The organism is Sphingomonas sp. AC449 (assembly GCF_979253475.1).
Genome location: NZ_CEEDCZ010000001.1, coordinates 57,850 through 77,241, shown reverse-complemented (window position 1 = coordinate 77,241; position 19,392 = coordinate 57,850). Strand labels below are relative to the sequence as shown.

Sequence of the window (19,392 nt, the reverse complement as noted above, 5' to 3'; positions counted from 1 at the left end):
GGACCCCGAACATGCATGGCTGGATCATTCTCGACAAGCCGCTGGGGCTGGGCTCGACGCAGGGCGTGTCCGCGGTGAAGCGCGCCTTGCGCAACGGCGGCTATGGCAAGTTCAAGGTCGGGCACGGCGGTACGCTCGATCCACTCGCGACCGGCGTGCTGCCCATCGCGGTCGGCGAGGCGACCAAGCTGGCCGGGCGGATGCTCGACAGCGACAAGATCTATGATTTCACGGTGATGTTCGGGGTGCAGACCGACACGCTCGACGCCGAGGGGGTGAGCATCGCGACCTCCGACGTGCGACCGACGATGGCCGCGGTCGAGGCGGTGCTCGCGCAGTTCACCGGCCCGATCGCACAGGTGCCGCCCGCCTATTCAGCGCTGAAGGTCGACGGCGAGCGCGCCTACGACCTCGCTCGCGCCGGGCAGGACGTGGTGCTGGCGAGCAGGAGCGTGACGATCTACGCCCTCGCCGCCCACCCCATCCGTCATTCCAGCGAAAGCTGGAATCTCTCCGGGGAACAGGCGCCCGCACCACAGGAAGATCCCAGCTTTCGCTGGGATGACGGGGGTGAGGAGGGATCGACAACGCGGTCGGAGGCCCCGTTAGAGGAGGTCACGCTTACCGCGCACGTCTCCAAGGGCACCTATATCCGCAGCCTCGCGCGTGACATCGCGCTGGCGCTCGGCACAGTCGGCCACGTCACCATGCTGCGCCGCATCAAGGCGGGCCCGTTCGACCTCACCGCCGCGATATCGCTGGACAAACTGGACGAACTCGCTAAGGCCTCCGCGCTTGAAGATGTACTTCTGCCCTTGAGGGTGGCGCTGGACGACATCCCGGCTCTCTCCCTCACCCCCGACCAGGCAGGGGCGCTCCGACAGGGGCGTATCTTGGCCGGGATCGCCGCAGACGATGGCCAATACTTTGCCGAGCTGGACGCCGTCCCGGTCGCGCTGGTCGAGGTCGAGGACGGAGACGTCCGGGTCGTTCGCGGTTTCAATCTGTGATGTCGTAGGACGAATTCATGACGATTACCGCTGAACGCAAGACCGAGCTCGTCAAGGAGCATTCGCGCGCCGAGGGCGATACCGGTTCGCCGGAAGTCCAGGTCGCGATCCTGACCGAGCGCATCAAGAACCTGACCGAGCACTTCAAGGGCCACAAGAAGGACAACCACTCGCGTCGTGGTCTTCTCATGATGGTCAACAAGCGCCGGACGCTGCTGGATTATCTCCGTCACAAGGACGGCCAGCGCTACCTGGATCTGATCGCGAAGCTCGGCCTTCGCAAGTAACACGAACGGCTCCCTTCGGGGGGCCGTTTTCGTATATAGGGTTTTGATTCCGCGCATTTCGCGCGGAGGCAAACGCCAGGGCACAATTCGGTGAACTGGCAAGGAGCGACAACTCGCTCCACACCGCCGCGGGCCGGCTAAGCCCGCACATAGGCCCCAAACGCATCTGGCGTTTGGAGTGAAGGAAACGAAATGTTCGATACCAAGACCGTAAGCGCCCAGTGGGGCGGCAAGACGCTGACGCTCGAGACCGGCCGCGTGGCCCGTCAGGCAAATGGCGCCGTGCTCGCCACCCTCGGCGAGACCGTCGTTCTGTGCGCCGTCACGGCTGCACGGACCGTCAAGGAAGGGCAGGATTTCTTCCCGCTCACCGTCCATTACCAGGAAAAGTTCTCCGCAAGCGGCCGCATCCCCGGCGGCTTCTTCAAGCGTGAGCGCGGCGCGACCGAGAAGGAGACGCTGACCAGCCGTCTCATCGATCGCCCGATCCGTCCCCTCTTCCCAGAGGGTTTCTACAACGAGATCAACGTGATCTGCCAGGTTCTGTCGTATGACGGCGAGAACGAGCCCGACATCCTCGCGATGGTCGCGGCATCGGCAGCGCTGACGATCTCGGGCGTGCCGTTCATGGGCCCGATCGGCGCAGCACGCGTCGGCTATGTCGATGGCGCCTACATCCTCAACCCGACGCTCGACGAAGCCAAGGCTGGCGATCTCGACCTCGTCGTTGCCGCCACCGGCCAGGCCGTGATGATGGTCGAATCGGAAGCCAAGGAGCTTTCGGAAGAGATCATGCTCGGCGCGGTCCAGTTCGCGCACAAGGCGTGCCGCGAAGCCGCCAACCTGATCATCGATCTGGCCGAGCAGGCTGCCAAGGATCCGTGGGAAATGGCCGAGCAGGCCGACCTGTCGACCGCCAAGGACAAGCTGAAGAAGCTGATCGGCAAGGACATTGCGGCTGCCTACAAGGTGACCGACAAGTCCAAGCGTTCGGACCTGCTGAACGCCGCACGCGCCAAGGGCAAGACCGCCTTTGCCGATGCGACGCCGCAGGACCAGATGGCGGCCGGCAAGCTGATGAAGAAGCTGGAGGCGGAGATCGTCCGCGGCGCCATCCTCAAGGACGGCACCCGCATCGACGGCCGCACCACCACGCAGATCCGTCCGATCGAAGCGATGGTGCACTTCCTGCCCCGTACGCACGGCTCGGCCCTGTTCACGCGCGGCGAGACGCAGTCGATCTGCACCACCACGCTCGGCACGCGCGACGCAGAGCAGATGATCGACGGCCTCAACGGTCTGTCGTACGAAAACTTCATGCTGCATTACAACTTCCCGCCCTACTCGGTCGGTGAAGTCGGTCGCTTCGGTGCGCCGGGTCGTCGCGAAGTCGGCCACGGCAAGCTTGCCTGGCGCGCGCTGCACCCGGTGCTGCCGTCGAAGGAAGAGTTCCCGTACACGATCCGCGTCCTGTCGGACATCACGGAGAGCAACGGCTCGTCGTCGATGGCGACGGTCTGCGGCGGTTCGCTGTCGATGATGGATGCGGGCGTTCCGCTCAAGCGTCCCGTCTCGGGCATCGCGATGGGCCTGATCCTCGAGGGCAAGAACTTCGCGGTTCTGTCAGACATCCTGGGCGACGAGGATCACCTCGGCGACATGGACTTCAAGGTCGCTGGCACGTCCGAGGGCATCACCACGATGCAGATGGACATCAAGATCGCCGGCATCACCGAAGAGATCATGGGCAAGGCGCTGGCACAGGCCAAGGAAGGCCGCGCGCATATCCTGGGCGAAATGGCCAAGGCGCTCGACCACACGCGTGAGGAGCTGTCGGCACACGCACCGCGTATCGAGACCTTCACGATCGAGAAGTCGAAGATCCGTGAAGTCATCGGCACCGGCGGCAAGGTGATCCGCGAGATCGTCGCGCAGACCGGCGCCAAGGTCGACATCGACGACGAGGGCGTGATCAAGGTGTCGTCGTCCGATCCCGCGCAGATCGAAGCGGCGATCAAGTGGATCAAGGGCCTCGTCGAGGAAGCCGAAGTCGGCAAGGTCTATGACGGCAAGGTCGTCAACCTCGTGGACTTCGGTGCGTTCGTGAACTTCATGGGTGGCAAGGACGGTCTCGTCCACGTGTCCGAAATCAAGAACGAGCGCGTCGAGAAGGTCTCGGATGCGCTGAGCGAAGGCCAGGAAGTCAAGGTCAAGGTCCTCGAGATCGATCCGCGCGGCAAGGTTCGCCTGTCGATGCGCGTCGTCGACCAGACGACCGGCGAAGAGCTGGAGGACACGCGTCCTGCCCGTGAGCCCCGTGAGGGTGGCGATCGTGGTCCGCGCGGTCCGCGTCGCGATGGCGATGGTGGTCGTGATGCCGGTAACGGCGGCGGCGGTCGTGGCCCGCGCGGCGAAGGCGGCGGCGACCGTGGTCCCCGCGGCCCGCGTCGTGATGGCGATGGTGGTCGCGATGCCGGCGGCAACGGCGGTGGCCGTGGCCCGCGTCGTGACGGCGGTGGTCAGGGCGGCGCCCAGACTGAGGGCCGCGCTCCTCGCGCCGAGCGTTCGGATGGCGACAAGGCCCCCGAATTCGCTCCGGCGTTCCTGACGGGTGATCGCGACTAAGCCTTTCGCTTCGGCGAGACGAAGGGGGATCCGGGCAACCGGGTCCCCTTTTTCGTGGCCGATTGCGATCAACGAACAGCGGTCGACGGCTCCGCGCCGCTGCCGGTCGCGCAGTCTGTAGTCGTGAGAGTTGTCGGGGGAGTGGCTTTTGATCCGCCAACGTGCGGATTCGTAGCCCGCAACTGGGAATCCCGCAGGACGACGGACGAACGTAGCCCTGCCCTGCCCTGCCCGGCCTTGGCGCACGCAGGGCCAGCCTGCCGCGAACCCGGCGCCATGGCCGGTATCGTCATGAAAAGGGTAAGTGGGGAGCTTCTGTTGCTCGGTGCTCCCCGTACCGCCGGTTTCCGCTTCTGTTGCCCGGTGCGGCCCGAACCGCGCTTTCGTCCGTATAACCTAGGTCGTTAGACCGTCAGTTATGCGGCAATTGCGAGTGCTTCGTTATCGTTGGCACTTGTGTATGGGCCGTTGCGGTGGTCCCATTCCGAGCGAAACATAGCGTCGTTGAACACACGTCGATCCTAGTTCGACCCCGTCATCGTCCCCCTCTTGCGAAGAGGGCGGTGGTGGAGTCGCCGGGTACTGCCCCCGGGTCCGCTGTGTCTATGACACGCCACGGTTTATCGCCATAGTCGCCAAGGGAAGATTCCCCCGACGACAGTCCGGATATAGGCGGCAAGCCCGACGATTAAAAGCCTGCGAATTACGCTTCTATGGCCTTTCGCTCGCCACAAACCACGTGCATAGCAACATATATTATGTTGACGCAGCGCTCCCGCTACGCGCTTCGCGCGATGATCTTCCTTGGCGGTGCCCCCGCCGGCAGCCCTCCGATTCCGATGACCCGGATTGCTGCGGAAGCGAACGTGCCGCGCAAGTTTCTCGAACTCATCCTTGCCGACCTGCGCGAATCCGGGTTGCTCAACAGCCATCGCGGCAAGATGGGCGGCTATTGCCTGTCGCGGCCCGGTCACCTGATTTCGCTGGGTGAAATCATCCGGATCATCGAGGGACCGCTCGCGCTGGTGCCGTGCGTGAGCAGGACCGCGTACCGACCGTGTCTCGACTGCAAGAGCGAGGCGGATTGCGCGATCCGCTATGCGATGATGCGCGTCCGCGACGAGACGGCCCGCATTCTCGACGGCACGAGCCTTGCTGACGCCAACGCCGAAAGTCTTGCCGCCGCGTGATCCTGCCCTCCTCCCATGCGGAGGAGGACCACGATACCACTGGACCACGAGCGACGAGGACGCGTCGCGCCCGCGGCCTCTCCCATCCGACTTATCGACGCGTCTTCAGCTCGTCGCGGATCTCGCGAAGGAGCGCGATCTCGACGGGCTCGGGCGCAGGCGTGACGGGCGCCGCCTCTTCCTCGCGCTTCAGCCGCGCGGCTTCGCGTTCGATCAGCCCCGCCGCGCGGTTCACGACGCGCAGGATCATGAAGATGATGAACGCGACGATGACGAAATTGACCAGCTGAGTCGCGAACGCGCCATAGCCGAGCAGCGGGACCCCCGCCTTCTTGAGCGCCGCGTAATCGCTGAGCGAGCCGGCATAACTGGCCGGCACCGGGCCCATCCGCCAGAAATAGCTCGAGAAGTCGAGCCCGCCAAAGATCTTGCCGATCACCGGCATCAGCACGTCGTCGGTGAGCGACGTCACGATTTTGCTGAATGCCGCGCCGATGATCACCGCGATCGCCAGGTCGAGCACGTTGCCGCGCATGATGAACGCCTTGAATTCCTTGAGCATATGCGCCCCCTTTTGTGACACGCTTACGCTAATCCTCGATTTCGGTTTCGCCAAGCGGGTCGACTGTCCTATGGGGGTGACACAGACAAGCAGGAGAGCCCCGATGTCGTCCTATGCCCCGATCTTCCGCGGAACTGCCGCCATCGCGCTTGCCGCGACCGTCGCGGGCTGCGGGATCAACAGCATCCCGACCGCCGAGGAGAATGTGAAGGCGCGCTGGGCCGATGTGCAGAACGACTATCAGCGTCGTGCCGATCTGATCCCCAACCTCGTCGCGACGGTCAAGGCCGCGGGGGCGCAGGAGAAGAGCATTCTGGTCGAAGTCACGCAGGCTCGTGCCGCCGCGAGCACGGTCCAGGTGTCGGGCGACGACCTGACCGATCCCGCCAAGATCGCGCAATTCTCGCGCGTGCAGGGCGCCGTCGGCCTGTCGCTGCAACGGCTTCAGGAAGCGTATCCCGAGCTGAAGAGCCAGGGCAATTACACCACGCTGATGAGCCAGCTCGAAGGCACCGAGAACCGCATCACGATCGCGCGGCGCGATTATAACGGCGCGGTCCAGGCGTATAACACGAAGATCCGCACCTTCCCCGACGCCGTCGGCGCGAAGATCTTCTATGGTGCAAAGCCGATGGTCCCGTTTGCGGCGACCACGCCGGGAGCCGAGACGGCCCCGACGGTGAACTTCGGCAACGCGAGCTGATCGCGGGGCCGGCGGCATGATCCGCACGCTCGTGGCCGTCGTGCTTGCGGCGCTGCTCGGCAGTGGCACAGCAGGCGCGCAGACGTTCCCGAAATTCACCGGCTTCGTCGTCGACGCCGCAAACGTGATCCCGCCCGAGCAGGAGGCGGCGCTCACGAAGCGGCTAGACGATCTGCAAAAGACGACGGGCAACCAGTTGGTGGTCGCGACGGTGGCCGATCTCGAGGGCTATCCGATCGAGGACTACGGCTATCGCCTGCTCCGCAGCTGGGGTGTCGGCCTGAAGGACACCAATAACGGCGCCATCCTGCTCGTCGCGCCGAACGACCGCAAGGTCCGGATCGAGGTCGGCTACGGACTCGAGCCGGTGTTGACCGACGCGTTCTCGAGCGTCGTGATCAACCAGCAGATCCTGCCCCGGTTCAAGGCGGGCGACATGGCCGGCGGCATCGTCGCCGGTACGAATGCGGTCGCCGATCAGCTCGCGCTGCCCGATGCCAAGGCCCGGGCAAAGGTCGGCGCCGCGGCGGCCGAATATGACAAGACGCATCGCCGCCCGGCTGGCAACAGCGGCGGCGGCATCCCGATCGGGCTGATCGTCTTCGGTATCATCCTGGCCGCGATCGTCATCCCGATGCTGTCGCGTCGTGCGGGCGGCAAACGCTTTTCGGACGGCAGCCGGGGCAGCGGCGCGCTCCCGATCGTGCTGTGGAGTATCGCCAACGAGATGTCGCGCGGCGGCGGCGGCGGCGGCGGCTGGGGTGGCGGAGACAGCGGTGGCGGCGGCGGCTGGATGGGCGGCGGCTTTGGCGGCGGTGGCGGCGGGTCGGCCGGCGGCGGCGGCGCTTCGGGGAGTTGGTGACATGCGACTGAGCAAAGCCGACCATGACCGCGTGACCGCCGCGGTGACGCAGGCGGAGGCGGCCACGACGGGCGAGATCGTGACGATCGTCGCGCGTCAGTCCGACGCCTATCACGACGCGTCGCTGCAATGGGCGGTGCTCGGCATGGTCCTGACGCTCGCGGTCCTCGCATTCCATCCGGTGGCCGCGGACCAGATCTATGCGCGGCTGGTCGATCCCTGGGCGCAATCCGCGCCGCAGGGCGCGCTGTTCGCGATCGCGCTCGTGCTGATGACGCTGGTCTATCTCGGCGTGCGACTGGTGCTTGCCGTGCCCGCGCTGCGAATCGCGCTGACGCCGGGCGCGACCAAATCGCGGCGGGTGCGCAGGCGCGCGTTGATGCTGTTCCGGGCGGGCGCGGAGAAGCGCACGCGCGGGTCGACCGGCGTGCTGCTCTACCTGTCGCTTGCCGAGCATCGTGCGGAGATCGTCGCCGATGCGGCGATCCATTCGCGCGTCCCGAACGAGACGTGGGGTGCGGCAATGGCGGCGGTGCTCACCGCCGTACGCGACGACCGGCCGGCGGACGGCATGGCCGATGCCGTCGCGCAGATCGGCGTGGTCCTCGCCGAACATTTCCCGCGCACCGGCGCAGCGGTGAACGAGCTTCCTGACAGGCTGATCGAACTATGAGCAAGACCGTATGGGCGGGCAAGTTCCTGACCGTGCAGACCGAAGGCCGCTGGGAGTTCGCGGAGCGCAAGGGCCAGATCGCGGCCGCGGTGATCGTCGCGATCGACGCGGGCAACGTGATCCTCGTCGAGCAGTTCCGCGTCCCGCTGGGGCGGGCGTGTCTCGAGCTGCCCGCAGGGCTCGTCGGTGACGAGACCGCGGGTGAAAGCGTCGCGGTTGCGGCGGGCCGGGAGCTGGAGGAGGAGACCGGCTACCGGGCGTCCGCGATCGAGGATCTCGGCCTGTTCTATTCGTCGCCCGGGATGACGTCCGAATGCTTCACGCTGGTGCGCGCCACCGGGCTGACCCGCGTCGGCGAGGGCGGTGGCGATAGCGACGAGAACATCACCGTGCACCGCGTCGCGCTTGCCGAGGTCCCGGCCTTCGTCGCGGCCAGACGCGCCGCGGGCGTGGCGATCGACACCAAGATGCTGCTCATCCTGGCAGGATCGATCCTCTAACCCGCCCGGCGGCGTGGCTTATTTAAAGTTGTCGGCGTAGCTCTGCAGCTTCAGCGTCTTCTGCGGCGCCGGAACGACGGTGTAGCCGAACCCCTCGCGCTCGCAATGTGCGATCGCCGCTTCGGCGGTGGGGAAGAACAGGCGGAGCTGGTCGCGCGTGTCGCCGCTGCCGGCCCAGCCGGTCAGCGGATCGGGGCGCTTGGGCTCCGACGGTTCGAATTCGAGCTGCCAGCTGTCGGTCCGGTGCTTGCCGGACTGCATGGCGTTCTTGGGGCGCTGAAAGATACGGGCGGTAGGCATAGCGTTCCCCTTATCGCGAACTGGCCGACCTTGCATCCGCCTTTTTCGTGCGCAGTGTCGCCGACGCCGCGGCGGGATCGTCGGGCCAGGGATGCTTGGGATAACGACCGCGCATCTCCTTGGCGACCGCGCTCCAGCTGCCCGCCCAGAAACCGGGCAGATCGCGGGTCGTCTGGATCGGCCGTCCGGCGGGCGATGTGAGGCTGAGGACAAGCGGCACGCGCTGCTCGCCGATCACCGGATGGACCGCGAGACCGAACAGCGCCTGCACGCGGAACTCGACTCGCGGACCGCCTTCCGCGGCATAGTCGATTGCGTGGGTGCTCCCCGCGGGGCTGGTGAAATCGGCCGGGGCAAGCCGGTTGATGGCCTGCAGCGCGTCCCAGCCGAGCAGGTTGCGCAGCGCGTCGGCGAGCGCGCCCGGGGCAATCGCGTCCAGCCGACGCTTGCCGGTCAGCAAGGGGGCAAGCCATTCGTCGATACGGTCGAGCAGCGTCGCATCGTCGAGCGGCACGCCGGCATAGGCGGCGCGATCGCGCAGCGCCTGGGCGCCGTCGCTCCACGATAGCAGAGCAAGGCCATGCTCGCGGACGCCGTCGAGCAACGCGGCGAGAATCGACTCGGGATCGGCGCCGCTGTCGGGGCCACTCGACAGGCGGATCGCGCCGAGCCTGCGTTCGCGGAGCGCCTGGATTCCGCCGGTCGTGGAGTCGAACTGCACGCTACGACGCGATTCGATCCGGTCGGCGAACAGCGTCTCGACGGTGGACTGGTCGATCGCCACCGCCGACAGGATCCGCGCGCCGGCCGCCGAGCCCTGCGTATCGGCGACCGCGAGCCATTCCGACCGTGCGAGCGGCGCGGTGGGATCGAGCCGGAATCCCCGGCCTCCGACCGATGCCCATGTCTCGCCGGACGCATCGCGCCGACGCGCGACCCGATCGGGGAAGCCGAGAGCAACGCACACCTCTGCTCCCCCGCCCGCTTGCGGGAGGGGATTGGGGGGTGGGCGCCCGGTTTCGACGTCGCGCCCCGCGGACGGCGCGCGCCCACCCCCCAGCCCACTCCCGCTCGCGGGAGGGGGGGCAAGTTTCGCCCATCGCTCGGCCATCCCGCGCGCCGCCTGCGCCTTGGGCCCGCGCTCGGTTTTCCATCGGCGCAGGCGGGTTTCGAGGTCGACATCCTGTCCGCCGATGCCGCGCTCGCCGAGCAGGACCGCAACCTGCGCCGCGACGGGTGCAAGGCCGCGGTCGGCGGCGCGCAGGAGCATGTGCGCCAGCCGCGGCGGCATCGGCAGTTTGGCGATCGCGCGGCCATGCGCGGTCGGCCGCCCGTCTTCGATCGCCTCGAGCGTCGTCAGGCGCGCCATCGCCTCGTCGATCGCCGCGGCAGGGGGCGGATCGATCCAGCGCAGGTCGCGCGGATCGCCGACGCCCCATAGCGCGCAGGCGAGGACCAGTGCCGAGAGGTCCGCCTCCAGGATCTCGGGAGGATCGTAGCGGGGCAGCCCCGCGGTGGCTGCCTCTTCCCACAAGCGATAGGCCGTTCCCGGCCCGAGCCGCGCCGCGCGGCCGGCACGCTGCGTGACCGCGGCCTGGCTCGCGCGTTCGGTCACCAGCCGCGTCATGCCCGCGGCGCGGTCATAGCGCGGGCGTCGCGCCAGTCCCGAATCGACGACGATACGGATACCGTCGAGCGTCAGGCTGGTCTCGGCGATGCTGGTGGCAAGCACGACCTTGCGGCGGCCATCGGGTTCGGGAAGGATCGCGGCACGCTGGGCTGCGGGGTCGAGGCTGCCGTGAAGCTCGTGCAGGACGATGTCGTCGGGAAGATTGGCGAGGCGGTCGGCGGTGCGTTCGATCTCCGCGACGCCGGGAAGGAAAGCGAGGACGCCGCCCTCCGCCTCACCGAGCGCGCGCCGGATCGCGGAGGCGACCGAATCCTCGATCCGCAACTCCGCCTGGCGGCCGATGTGGCGCAGCGTCAGCGGATAGCTCCGGCCTTCGCTTTCGATCACCGGCGCGCCCGGTGCGTCCGGGTCCATCAGCGCCGCGAATCGTGCACCGTCGAGCGTCGCCGACATCGCGACGATACGCAGATCAGGGCGGAAGCCGGCCTGCACGTCGAGGGCGAGCGCCAGCCCGAAATCGCCATCGAGGCTCCGCTCATGGACCTCGTCGAACAGCACGGCGGACACGCCCGCGAGTTCTGGGTCCGCCTGGATCCGCGCGACGAAGATGCCCTCCGTGATCACGGTCACGCGCGTCGCCGCCGAGCGCTTGCTGTCCATGCGCGTCGCATAGCCGAAGGTCTGGCCGACGGGTTCGCCCGCGGTCGCCGCCATCCGCTCGGCCGCCGCCCGTGCGGCGAGGCGCCGCGGCGACAGCAGCAGGATCTCGCCGGTGCACCACGGCTCGGCGAGGAGCGCGGGGGCAACCGCGGTGGTCTTGCCCGCACCCGGCGGCGCGACGAGCACCGCCGAAGCGCGTTCACGTAGCGCAGCGACGAGATCCGGTAATACGGCAAGGATGGGAAGTGGCGGCGGCGTCATCCGCGCCTGCTGCCACAGGCAAGCCCGCGGCGACAGCGTTCGTGACGTCAAACGCTGCATGCCGCGTTCCAATCCGCCCCGCCTGGGGAAGATCGTCTGGCTGCGACCGGCTCGGTGGCGACCGGCTGGGTGGCGGCCCGTTCGATGCCGGCTGGCACGCCGCGCGGCACCGAAGGCTGGCAAGCGCTCGCGAACCTGCTAGATGCGGCGCCAGTATTTATGGCGTCCAATCCTTCCCCCACTCCGACGACGGCGATCCGCCGTACCACCGACAGGTTGCGGGGCGGGTTCGCACGCGCCTGGGCCAGCCGTTGGACCAAGGCGGCGCTTGCGCTGGTCGGGGCCGGGCTGATCGCGATCTTCGCCTTCTGGCTGATCGTGGTGCGCGATCTTCCCTCGGTCGATACGCTGCGCACCTATGAGCCGCCGCTGCCGACCAACGTGCGCGGCATCGATGGCGCACCGATCCACAGCTATGCGCGCGAACGCCGCGTTGAACTGAGCTTCGCCGAATATCCGCCGATGCTCGTCAACGCGTTCCTCGCGGCCGAGGACAAGTCTTTCTTCGAGCATCACGGCGTCGATTATCCCGGGCTCGCCGGCGCGGTGTATGACTATGTGTCCAAGATCGGCAGCGGTCGCCGCGCGCGGGGTGGATCGACGATCACCCAGCAGGTTGCCAAGAACCTGTTGATCGGCAACGCCTATTCGCCATCGCGCAAGCTGCGCGAGGCGGTGCTGGCCTACAAGATTGAGGATACGCTGACCAAGCAGCAGATCCTCGAACTCTATCTCAACCAGATCGCGCTGGGGCGAAACGCATTCGGGGTCGAGGCGGCGAGCCACGCCTATTTCGACAAGGATCTGGGCCAGCTCGACCTCGCGCAGATGGCGTATCTGGCGATCCTGCCGAAGGGGCCGTCGAACTACGATCCGGCACGCTATTCCGAACGCGCGATGATCCGGCGCAACTACGTGCTCGACCGGATGCTGCAGAACGGCTTCATCACGCGCGCGCAGTTCAGCGAAGCCAATGCCCAGCCGCTTGGCACGGTGATGCGCCGCACGCCCAAGTTCGAAAGCGTCGGCGGCTATTTCGTCGAGGAAGTCCGCCGCCAGCTGATGGCCAAGTTCGGCGAGAGCGCGAAGGACGGCCCGTACAGCGTCTATTCGGGCGGCCTGTGGGTGCGGACCTCGTTCGACACGCGGTTGCAGGATCTGGCGCAGCAGGCCCTGCGCGACGGACTGGTGCGGTTCGACAGCGGGCGTGGCTGGAACGGGCCGATCCGCCATGTCGAGATCGAGGACGACAACTGGCTCCAGCCGTTGCTCAACAGCAATATCGCGCTCGACTATCGCGACTGGGTGGCGGCGATCGTGACGGGCAAGGACGGCAACGCCTGGAACCTCGGCTTCCGCACCGGCAAGACCGGCACGCTGCCGCGCTATGCCGCGCAGATGGCGGTGCGCGGCAAGGGCGGCAACGCGTTCGGCGCGATCAAGACGGGTGACATCATCGCGGTGGCGCCCGACGGCGGCGACTTCGCGTTGCGCGCGATCCCCAAGGTGTCGGGCGCGTTCGTCGTCGAGGAGCCCGCGAGCGGCCGCGTGCTGGCGATGCAGGGCGGCTTCGACGACCGGTTGCAGGCGTTCAACCGCGCGACTCAGGCGATGCGGCAGCCGGGCTCGACGATCAAGCCGATCGTCTATTCCGCCGCGCTCGACAACGGGATGACGCCCGCGTCGATCATCGTCGACGGGCCCTTCTGCGTCTATCAGGGCGCACGGCTCGGGCAGAAATGCTTCCGCAACTTCGGCAATTCGCGCGGCGCCGGGCCGCACACGATGCGCTGGGGCATCGAACAGTCGCGCAACCTGATGACCGTGCGGACCGCCGCGCAGACCGGGATGCCGAAGGTCGTCGCCACCATCAAGAAGATGGGCGTCGGCGACTATGCGCCCTATCTCTCGTTCGCGCTGGGCGCGGGCGAGACGACGGTGGGGCGGATGGTCAACGCCTATTCGATCCTCGCGAACAACGGCAAGGGCGGGCCGCCGTCGCTCATCGATTTCGTCCAGGATCGTCATGGCAAGGTGATCTGGCCTGAGAACTGGCGCGCCTGCGACCGCTGCAACGCGCCCGACTGGGACGGCAAGCCGATGCCGCGCCCGGTCACGCGCCAGCGCCAGGTGCTCGATGCGATGACCGCGTATCAGATGGTCCACATCACCGAAGGCGTCGTCCAGCGCGGCACCGCGGTGACGCTGCGCGATCTCGACCGGCCGATGTTCGGCAAGACCGGGACCAACAATGGCCCGACCGACGTGTGGTTCATCGGCGGCACGCCGCAGTTTGTCGGCGGGCTGTATATCGGCTTCGACACGCCGCGGAACCTGGGTGGCGCCGCGCAGGGCGGCACGCTCGCCGCGCCGATCTTCAAGCAGTTCGCGGTCAAGGCCTATGAGGATCTGCCCAAGCTGCCGTTCCGTGCGCCTGCGGGGATCCGCATGGTCCGGATCGATCGCGGTAGCGGGCGGCCGGTCTATGGGACTTGGCCCAACACCGACGATCCGAAGCCCGCGGTGATCTGGGAGGCGTTCAAGCCCGAGAGCGAGCCGCGGCGTGCCGCCCGCCGTGCGGGCCCCGCCCCGGCCGCTGCCGCGACGGTTGCGGTGAAAAAGGCCGAAGCCCCGCGCGACAGCGATTTCTTGCAAAGAGAAGGCGGAATCTACTAGCGCAGTTCCTACATCGTCATCCCAGCGCACGCTGGGATCTCCGTCCGCACCCGCGCGCTCGCGGACGGAGATCCCGGCGTCCGCCGGGATGACGGACATTTTGGAGAATACCCATGCGCGCCGAAGCGCAGGCTCACGTAGACACCATCAAAGACGCGCTGGCCTTGCTGCGCCGCTTCCTCGACTGGGACCGCGCGTTGCGTCGTCTCGACGAGCTGAACGCGCGCGTCGAGGACCAGGCGCTCTGGTCCGATCCCAAGGCCGCGCAGGAGGTGATGCGCGAGCGTCGCCGTCTCGACGAGGCGATCGGCGCGACTCGCGCGATCGAGAGCGAGCTGGCGGACACGTCCGAGCTGATCGAGATGGCCGAGGCCGAGGGCGACACCGCGATGGAGGCCGACGGCGTCGCCGCGCTCGCCGAACTCGCGGCGCGTGCGGACAAGGACAAGATCAAGGCGCTGCTCGCGGGCGAGGCCGATGGCAACGACACCTATATCGAGGTGAACGCCGGCGCCGGCGGCACCGAGAGCCAGGACTGGGCGGGGATGCTCAGCCGGATGTATTCGCGCTGGGGCGAACGCCACGGGCTGAAGGTCGAACTGATCGACCAGCATTCGGGCGAGCAGGCGGGGATCAAGTCCGCCACGCTGCTGCTGAAAGGCGAGAATGCGTACGGCTATGCCAAGACCGAGAGCGGCGTCCACCGCCTCGTCCGGATCAGCCCCTACGACTCGGCCGCGCGTCGCCACACCTCGTTTGCCAGCGTCTGGGTCTATCCGGTCGTCGACGACAATATCGAGGTCGAGTACAACGAAAGCGACCTGCGCATCGACACGTACCGCGCGAGCGGAGCGGGTGGGCAGCACATCAACACGACCGATTCGGCGGTGCGCATCACGCACATCCCGACCGGCATCGTCGTGCAGTGCCAGAACCAGCGGTCGCAGCACAAGAACAAGGCCGAGGCGTACAACCAGCTGCGCGCGCGTCTGTACGAGCGCGAACTGGCGATCCGCGAAGCCGCGGCGAATGCCGAGAATGCCGGCAAGACCGATATCGGCTGGGGTCACCAGATCCGCTCCTACGTGCTGCAGCCGTACCAGATGGTGAAGGACCTGCGCACGGGCGTCGTCTCGACCAGCCCGTCGGACGTGCTCGACGGCGATCTCGAGCTGTTCATGGCGGCGGCGCTGTCGCAGCGCGTGACCGGCGAGGCTGTCGAGGTGGAGGACGTCGATTGACGCTGAGGGATGCCCTCGTCCTGATGCTGTCGCCGGTGTTCCTGCTCGCGGCCTGCGACGGTAGCAAGCCGCTGATCAAGCGCGAGCCGAAGGAACCGGTGTTCCCCGCCGCCGACCGTCCGGTCGCGTCGATCGTGTCGTCGCGCTGGTCCAACGAAGAGGCACGCGATCGGCTGAACGAGGCCGGCGAGGTCATGAACAAGGCGGATATCCGCAAGGGCATGACCGTCGCGGACATCGGCGCCGGCGAGGGCTATTACACGATCCGCATGGCCGCGCGCGTCGGCAAGGAAGGCCGTGTGCTGGCGGAGGACATCGTCGCCAACGTCCGCGACCAGCTGGCGGAACGCGTCGCGCGCGAGGATCTGGCCAATGTCAGCGTGAAGCTCGGCGAGCCGAACGACGCGAAGCTGCCCGAAGCGAGTTTCGACCGCGTGCTGATGGTGCACATGTACCACGAGATCGAGCAGCCCTATGAATTCCTCTGGCGGCTCCGGCCATCGCTGAAGCCGGACGGGCTGGTCGTCGTCGTCGATGCCGACCGCCAGACGCAGAACCACGGCACCCCCCCTGCGCTGTTGAAGTGCGAATTCGCCGCGGTCGGCTATACCGAGGTCGATACCGACGCCATGCCCTCGGCGGGCGGCTACATCGCCACCTTCCGCGCGACGGGCCCGCGCCCTGCCCCGGACGCGATCCGCGCCTGTCGGCTGCGCTGACGCCCTGCCCGTCGTTGTGACGGCGCGGCTCCCCCCCCCTTCCGTCATCCTGACGAAGGTCAGGATCCAGAGCCACAGGCGGCACGGTCCTAACCCTGGATCCTGACTTTCGTCAGGATGACGGCGACCTCAGCCTGTCCCGACCGTCACGCAACGCCTCGTCACTCGACAAACGCACGCCGACGACATTCCCTTGAGCCAGGGCGCGCACCCGACTACGCCCGCCGCCATGCGCCAGTATCTCGACCTCATGGACCGCGTGCTCTCGACCGGAGTCGAGACGATGGACCGCACCGGCACCGGCACGCTGAGTGTGTTCGGCGCGCAGATGCGCTTCGATCTCGCCGCGGGCTTTCCCGTGCTCACTACCAAGAAGCTCCACCTCCGCTCGATCATCGTCGAGCTTTTGTGGTTCCTGCGCGGCGACACCAACGTCCGCTGGCTGCAGGAGCGGAAAGTCGCGATCTGGGACGAATGGGCGAACGAGAACGGCGATCTGGGCCCGGTCTATGGCAAGCAGTGGCGTGACTGGGCGACTGCCGACGGCCGCCACATCGACCAGATCGCCGAGCTGATCGAGCAGATCAAGACCAACCCCGCCTCGCGCCGCCAGATCGTCAGCGCGTGGAACCCGGGCGACCTGCACGCGATGGCGCTCGCGCCGTGCCACTGCCTGTTCCAGACGCATGTCGCCAACGGCAAGCTCTCGCTCCAACTCTATCAGCGCTCGGGCGACATTTTCCTCGGCGTACCGTTCAACATCGCCAGCTACGCGCTGCTCACGCACATCCTTGCGCAGCAATGCGGGCTCGAGGTCGGCGAGTTCATCTGGACCGGCGGCGACTGCCATCTCTATTCGAATCATCTCGAACAGGCGCGGCTGCAACTGAGCCGCGACCCCGGCCCGCTCCCGCAACTCGAGATCGTGCGCAAGCCGGACTCGATCGACGCGTACGAGTATGAGGATTTCGTGCTCCACAATTACGTGGCGCAGCCGCATATCAAGGCGCCCGTCGCCGTCTGAACAGAGAGCGAATCGCAATAGGAACCGGGCGCGGCGCCCGCGGTTGACCGTCCGAACCTATTCGGAAGGCCCATCATGGACATCACCCAGCTCATCCTCGACGAACACGCACAGCAGCGGGCGTTGTTCGCGCAGATCGACAGCATCGACGCCAAGGACACCGAGGCGTTGTCGGCACTCTGGACGCGCCTCAAGAACCTGCTCGACGCGCATGCCGAGGCGGAGGAGCGCTTTTTCTACCCGCGCCTCATGAAGATCGGCACCGGCGGCAACGACGCCGACTCGGCCGCCGAGGAGACCGAGGATGCGATCGAGGATCACAACGACATCCGCGAGACCGGCGAAGCGGTCGACAAGCACCCGGTCGGCTCTGACGCGTGGTTCGAGGCGGTCGGCGAGTGCAACAAGGCGAACAGCGATCACCTCGCCGAGGAAGAGCGCCAGGGCCTGACCGACTTCCGCAAGCATGCGACGCTCGAAGAGCGGCATGAGCTGGGCGTCCGGTTCGCGGCGTTCGAGGCGAACCACCTGAACGGCGTGAAGGTCGTCGAGAAGGATCCCGAGGCGTACGTCAAGGAACACGCCCCGAACTGATCCCTGATTCACCACCCCGGCGAAGGCCGGGGCCCAATTGGGAGACGTTGCTGATGCGCGCTGCGCTCCGTCACCCCAACCTTCCCAATTGGGCCCCGGCCTTCGCCGGGGGGAGTTGGGGGCGGGGCTGCCTCCCATCATGGAGGTATAGCCCCCCGCCCCCCGATCCGGCATGATGCGCCGCATGATCACCTTCTACCTCGCCCGTGCCACCAACGGCGTCATCGGCCGCGACGGCCAGCTCCCCTGGCGGCTCCCTGCCGATCTCAAGCGCTTCAAGGCGCTGACGATGGGCAAGCCGATGGTGATGGGGCGCAAGACGTTCGAGAGCTTCCCGAGCCCCCTCCCCGGCCGCCGCCACATCGTCCTCACGCGCGGCCACTGGCACGCCGACGGCGCGGAAGTGGCGCACTCGATCGACGAGGCGCTCGCGATGGCGGGCGACGAGGTCGCCGTGATCGGCGGCGCGCAGATCTATGCGCAGTTAATCCCCCATGCGGACCGGATCGAACTCACCGAAGTCCATGACGAGCCCGAAGGCGACGCCATCGTCCCCGCGTTCGACGGCTGGCGAGAGATCGCGCGCGAAGACCACCCCGGCGAAAAGCAGCGCCCACCCTTTAGCTTCGTCACGCTCACCCGCCGCTGAAGACTGTTCCCCCGCGAAGCCGGCGCGGGCGGGCAAGCGTAAGGAGGGACTATCGTCATCCGCGGCGTCTGGGTACTGACCCGTACATGCAAAGGCTCGACGGTGGCGCATCCATCCCTTCGTATCTGGCGGACGGGATCGTGGCGCTGGGTAATTTCGACGGATTCCATCTCGGTCACCAGGCGGTGGTCGCGCGCGCGATCGCGTGGGCGAAGGCCGAGGGTCGCCCCGCGCTGGTGGCGACGTTCGACCCGCATCCGGTCCGCCATTTCCGCCCTGCTACGCCCCCCTTCCGCCTGACCACGCTCGACCAGCGCGAGCGGCTGTTCGCAGACGCCGGCGCCGATGCGATGGTGGTGTTCCATTTCGACGGCGATCTCGCCGCGCTGACCGCCGAGCAGTTCGTCGCTGACCGGCTCGAACGCAATCTGCGGATCGGCGGCGTGGTGACGGGCGAGGACTTTACCTTCGGCCATGCCAAGAGCGGCACCGTCCACACGCTCGCCGCGCGCGGCCCGGTCCACGGCTTCCGCGCGGAAACGGTCGGCGCGGTCGCGCTGGATGGCGAGACGGTGTCCTCGACCCGGATCCGCGAGGCGCTGCGCGCCGGCGACATGGCGACCGCGACGCGGCTGCTCACCCGCCCGTTCGCGATCGAGGGCGTGGTGCAGCATGGCGACAAGCTCGGCCGCACGATCGGCTATCCGACCGCGAACATCGACATGGGCAAGTATCTGCGTCCCGCCTACGGGATCTATGCGGTGACCGGGCAGCTGGAGGACGGTCGCATCCTGAAGGGCGCCGCCAATCTCGGCATACGCCCGAGCTTCGATCCGCCCAAGGAATTGCTCGAGCCGCATTTCTTCGATTTCGCCGAGGACCTGTACGGCCGCCGCATCGAGGTCTCGCTGATCGAATATCTCCGTCCCGAAGCGAAGTTCGACGGCCTCGACCCACTGATCGCGCAGATGGATGCCGACTGCGCGCGGGCACGCGCGGTTCTGGCACGATAGACCCGCCTTAATCCATCACCCCAGCGCAAGCTGGGGTATCCCGGTAATGGAACGTCCCCCTGCGGCACGAGACCCCAGCGTTCGTTGGGGTGACGGAAGTAAAAGGGGAGCAAACGGCCGGGGTGACGTGCCACACCGGACGCGCTACAGCCC

At 67.2% G+C, this 19,392-nt stretch carries 18 protein-coding genes and 1 other RNA gene; 15 read left to right on the top strand and 4 right to left on the bottom strand.

Features of this window, described 5'->3' with window-relative positions; genetic code table 11:
- Positions 1-11: 11 nt before the first annotated feature.
- The 3 genes from truB (at position 12) to pnp (ending at position 3,922) form a co-directional block, all read left to right on the top strand.
- Complete coding sequence (gene truB, locus AC0CH3_RS00380; protein ID WP_354304414.1) at positions 12-1,010, top strand: tRNA pseudouridine(55) synthase TruB; 999 nt, start codon at positions 12-14, stop codon at positions 1,008-1,010.
- Between the two features lie 17 nt (positions 1,011-1,027).
- Positions 1,028-1,297 (top strand): 30S ribosomal protein S15, encoded by a 270-nt coding sequence (rpsO, locus tag AC0CH3_RS00375; RefSeq protein ID WP_055881152.1) that lies wholly within the window; start codon positions 1,028-1,030, stop codon positions 1,295-1,297.
- Positions 1,298-1,489: 192 nt separating this feature from the next.
- Positions 1,490-3,922 (top strand): polyribonucleotide nucleotidyltransferase, encoded by a 2,433-nt coding sequence (pnp, locus tag AC0CH3_RS00370; RefSeq protein WP_354304411.1) that lies wholly within the window; start codon positions 1,490-1,492, stop codon positions 3,920-3,922.
- Positions 3,923-4,264: 342 nt separating this feature from the next.
- Here pnp and ssrA read toward each other — a convergent pair.
- Positions 4,265-4,620, bottom strand: a transfer-messenger RNA (tmRNA) gene (gene ssrA, locus AC0CH3_RS00365).
- A gap of 60 nt (positions 4,621-4,680) precedes the next feature.
- On the opposite strand from ssrA, the gene AC0CH3_RS00360 reads away from it, so the two are divergent.
- The gene (locus AC0CH3_RS00360) at positions 4,681-5,112 is read left to right on the top strand and encodes an RrF2 family transcriptional regulator (protein ID WP_354304409.1); all 432 of its coding nucleotides are present in this window, start codon (positions 4,681-4,683) and stop codon (positions 5,110-5,112) included.
- 91 nt (positions 5,113-5,203) lie between these two features.
- On the opposite strand, the gene mscL is transcribed toward AC0CH3_RS00360, so the two are convergent.
- Positions 5,204-5,674: a large conductance mechanosensitive channel protein MscL gene (gene mscL, locus AC0CH3_RS00355; protein WP_354304407.1), complete on the bottom strand. Its 471-nt coding sequence runs from the start codon at positions 5,672-5,674 to the stop codon at positions 5,204-5,206.
- 103 nt (positions 5,675-5,777) lie between these two features.
- Here mscL and AC0CH3_RS00350 point away from each other — a divergent pair, with 103 nt between their 5' ends.
- From AC0CH3_RS00350 to AC0CH3_RS00335, 4 genes are read left to right on the top strand one after another with little or no spacing between them, the layout of a single operon-like run.
- Entirely contained in the window at positions 5,778-6,377 is a 600-nt protein-coding gene (locus AC0CH3_RS00350) for a LemA family protein (protein ID WP_333994690.1), read from the top strand.
- A 16-nt stretch (positions 6,378-6,393) separates the two neighbouring features.
- A complete protein-coding gene (locus AC0CH3_RS00345) occupies positions 6,394-7,239 on the top strand; it encodes a TPM domain-containing protein (protein ID WP_354304405.1) in 846 nt (281 codons plus the stop codon).
- A 1-nt stretch (position 7,240) separates the two neighbouring features.
- Complete coding sequence (locus AC0CH3_RS00340) at positions 7,241-7,912, top strand: TPM domain-containing protein (protein WP_354304403.1); 672 nt, start codon at positions 7,241-7,243, stop codon at positions 7,910-7,912.
- The gene (locus tag AC0CH3_RS00335) at positions 7,909-8,412 is read left to right on the top strand and encodes an NUDIX hydrolase (protein WP_465237453.1); all 504 of its coding nucleotides are present in this window, start codon (positions 7,909-7,911) and stop codon (positions 8,410-8,412) included. Before AC0CH3_RS00340 ends, AC0CH3_RS00335 begins: the two co-directional genes overlap by 4 nt.
- An 18-nt stretch (positions 8,413-8,430) precedes the next feature.
- Here AC0CH3_RS00335 and AC0CH3_RS00330 read toward each other — a convergent pair whose 3' ends face one another.
- Positions 8,431-8,712: an ETC complex I subunit gene (locus AC0CH3_RS00330; protein ID WP_031440756.1), complete on the bottom strand. Its 282-nt coding sequence runs from the start codon at positions 8,710-8,712 to the stop codon at positions 8,431-8,433.
- A 10-nt stretch (positions 8,713-8,722) separates the two neighbouring features.
- Positions 8,723-11,263, bottom strand: a complete 2,541-nt coding sequence (hrpB, locus tag AC0CH3_RS00325) for an ATP-dependent helicase HrpB (protein WP_354304474.1) — start codon at positions 11,261-11,263, stop codon at positions 8,723-8,725.
- A 219-nt stretch (positions 11,264-11,482) separates the two neighbouring features.
- On the opposite strand from hrpB, the gene AC0CH3_RS00320 reads away from it, so the two are divergent.
- The 7 genes from AC0CH3_RS00320 (at position 11,483) to AC0CH3_RS00290 (ending at position 19,239) form a co-directional block, all read left to right on the top strand.
- A complete protein-coding gene (locus AC0CH3_RS00320) occupies positions 11,483-13,999 on the top strand; it encodes a penicillin-binding protein 1A (RefSeq protein WP_457326134.1) in 2,517 nt (838 codons plus the stop codon).
- A gap of 113 nt (positions 14,000-14,112) precedes the next feature.
- Positions 14,113-15,240 (top strand): peptide chain release factor 2, encoded by a 1,128-nt coding sequence (prfB, locus tag AC0CH3_RS00315; protein WP_056016510.1) that lies wholly within the window; start codon positions 14,113-14,115, stop codon positions 15,238-15,240.
- Between the two features lie 23 nt (positions 15,241-15,263).
- Complete coding sequence (locus tag AC0CH3_RS00310; protein WP_056016513.1) at positions 15,264-15,959, top strand: class I SAM-dependent methyltransferase; 696 nt, start codon at positions 15,264-15,266, stop codon at positions 15,957-15,959.
- 229 nt (positions 15,960-16,188) lie between these two features.
- Positions 16,189-16,983: a thymidylate synthase gene (locus AC0CH3_RS00305; protein ID WP_354304472.1), complete on the top strand. Its 795-nt coding sequence runs from the start codon at positions 16,189-16,191 to the stop codon at positions 16,981-16,983.
- A gap of 75 nt (positions 16,984-17,058) precedes the next feature.
- Entirely contained in the window at positions 17,059-17,577 is a 519-nt protein-coding gene (locus AC0CH3_RS00300; RefSeq protein ID WP_031395906.1) for a hemerythrin domain-containing protein, read from the top strand.
- A 184-nt stretch (positions 17,578-17,761) separates the two neighbouring features.
- On the top strand, positions 17,762-18,226 hold the full coding sequence (locus tag AC0CH3_RS00295; protein WP_354304398.1) for a dihydrofolate reductase: 465 nt from the start codon (positions 17,762-17,764) through the stop codon (positions 18,224-18,226).
- 86 nt (positions 18,227-18,312) lie between these two features.
- Positions 18,313-19,239: a bifunctional riboflavin kinase/FAD synthetase gene (locus AC0CH3_RS00290; protein ID WP_354304396.1), complete on the top strand. Its 927-nt coding sequence runs from the start codon at positions 18,313-18,315 to the stop codon at positions 19,237-19,239.
- Positions 19,240-19,392: the final 153 nt, after the last annotated feature.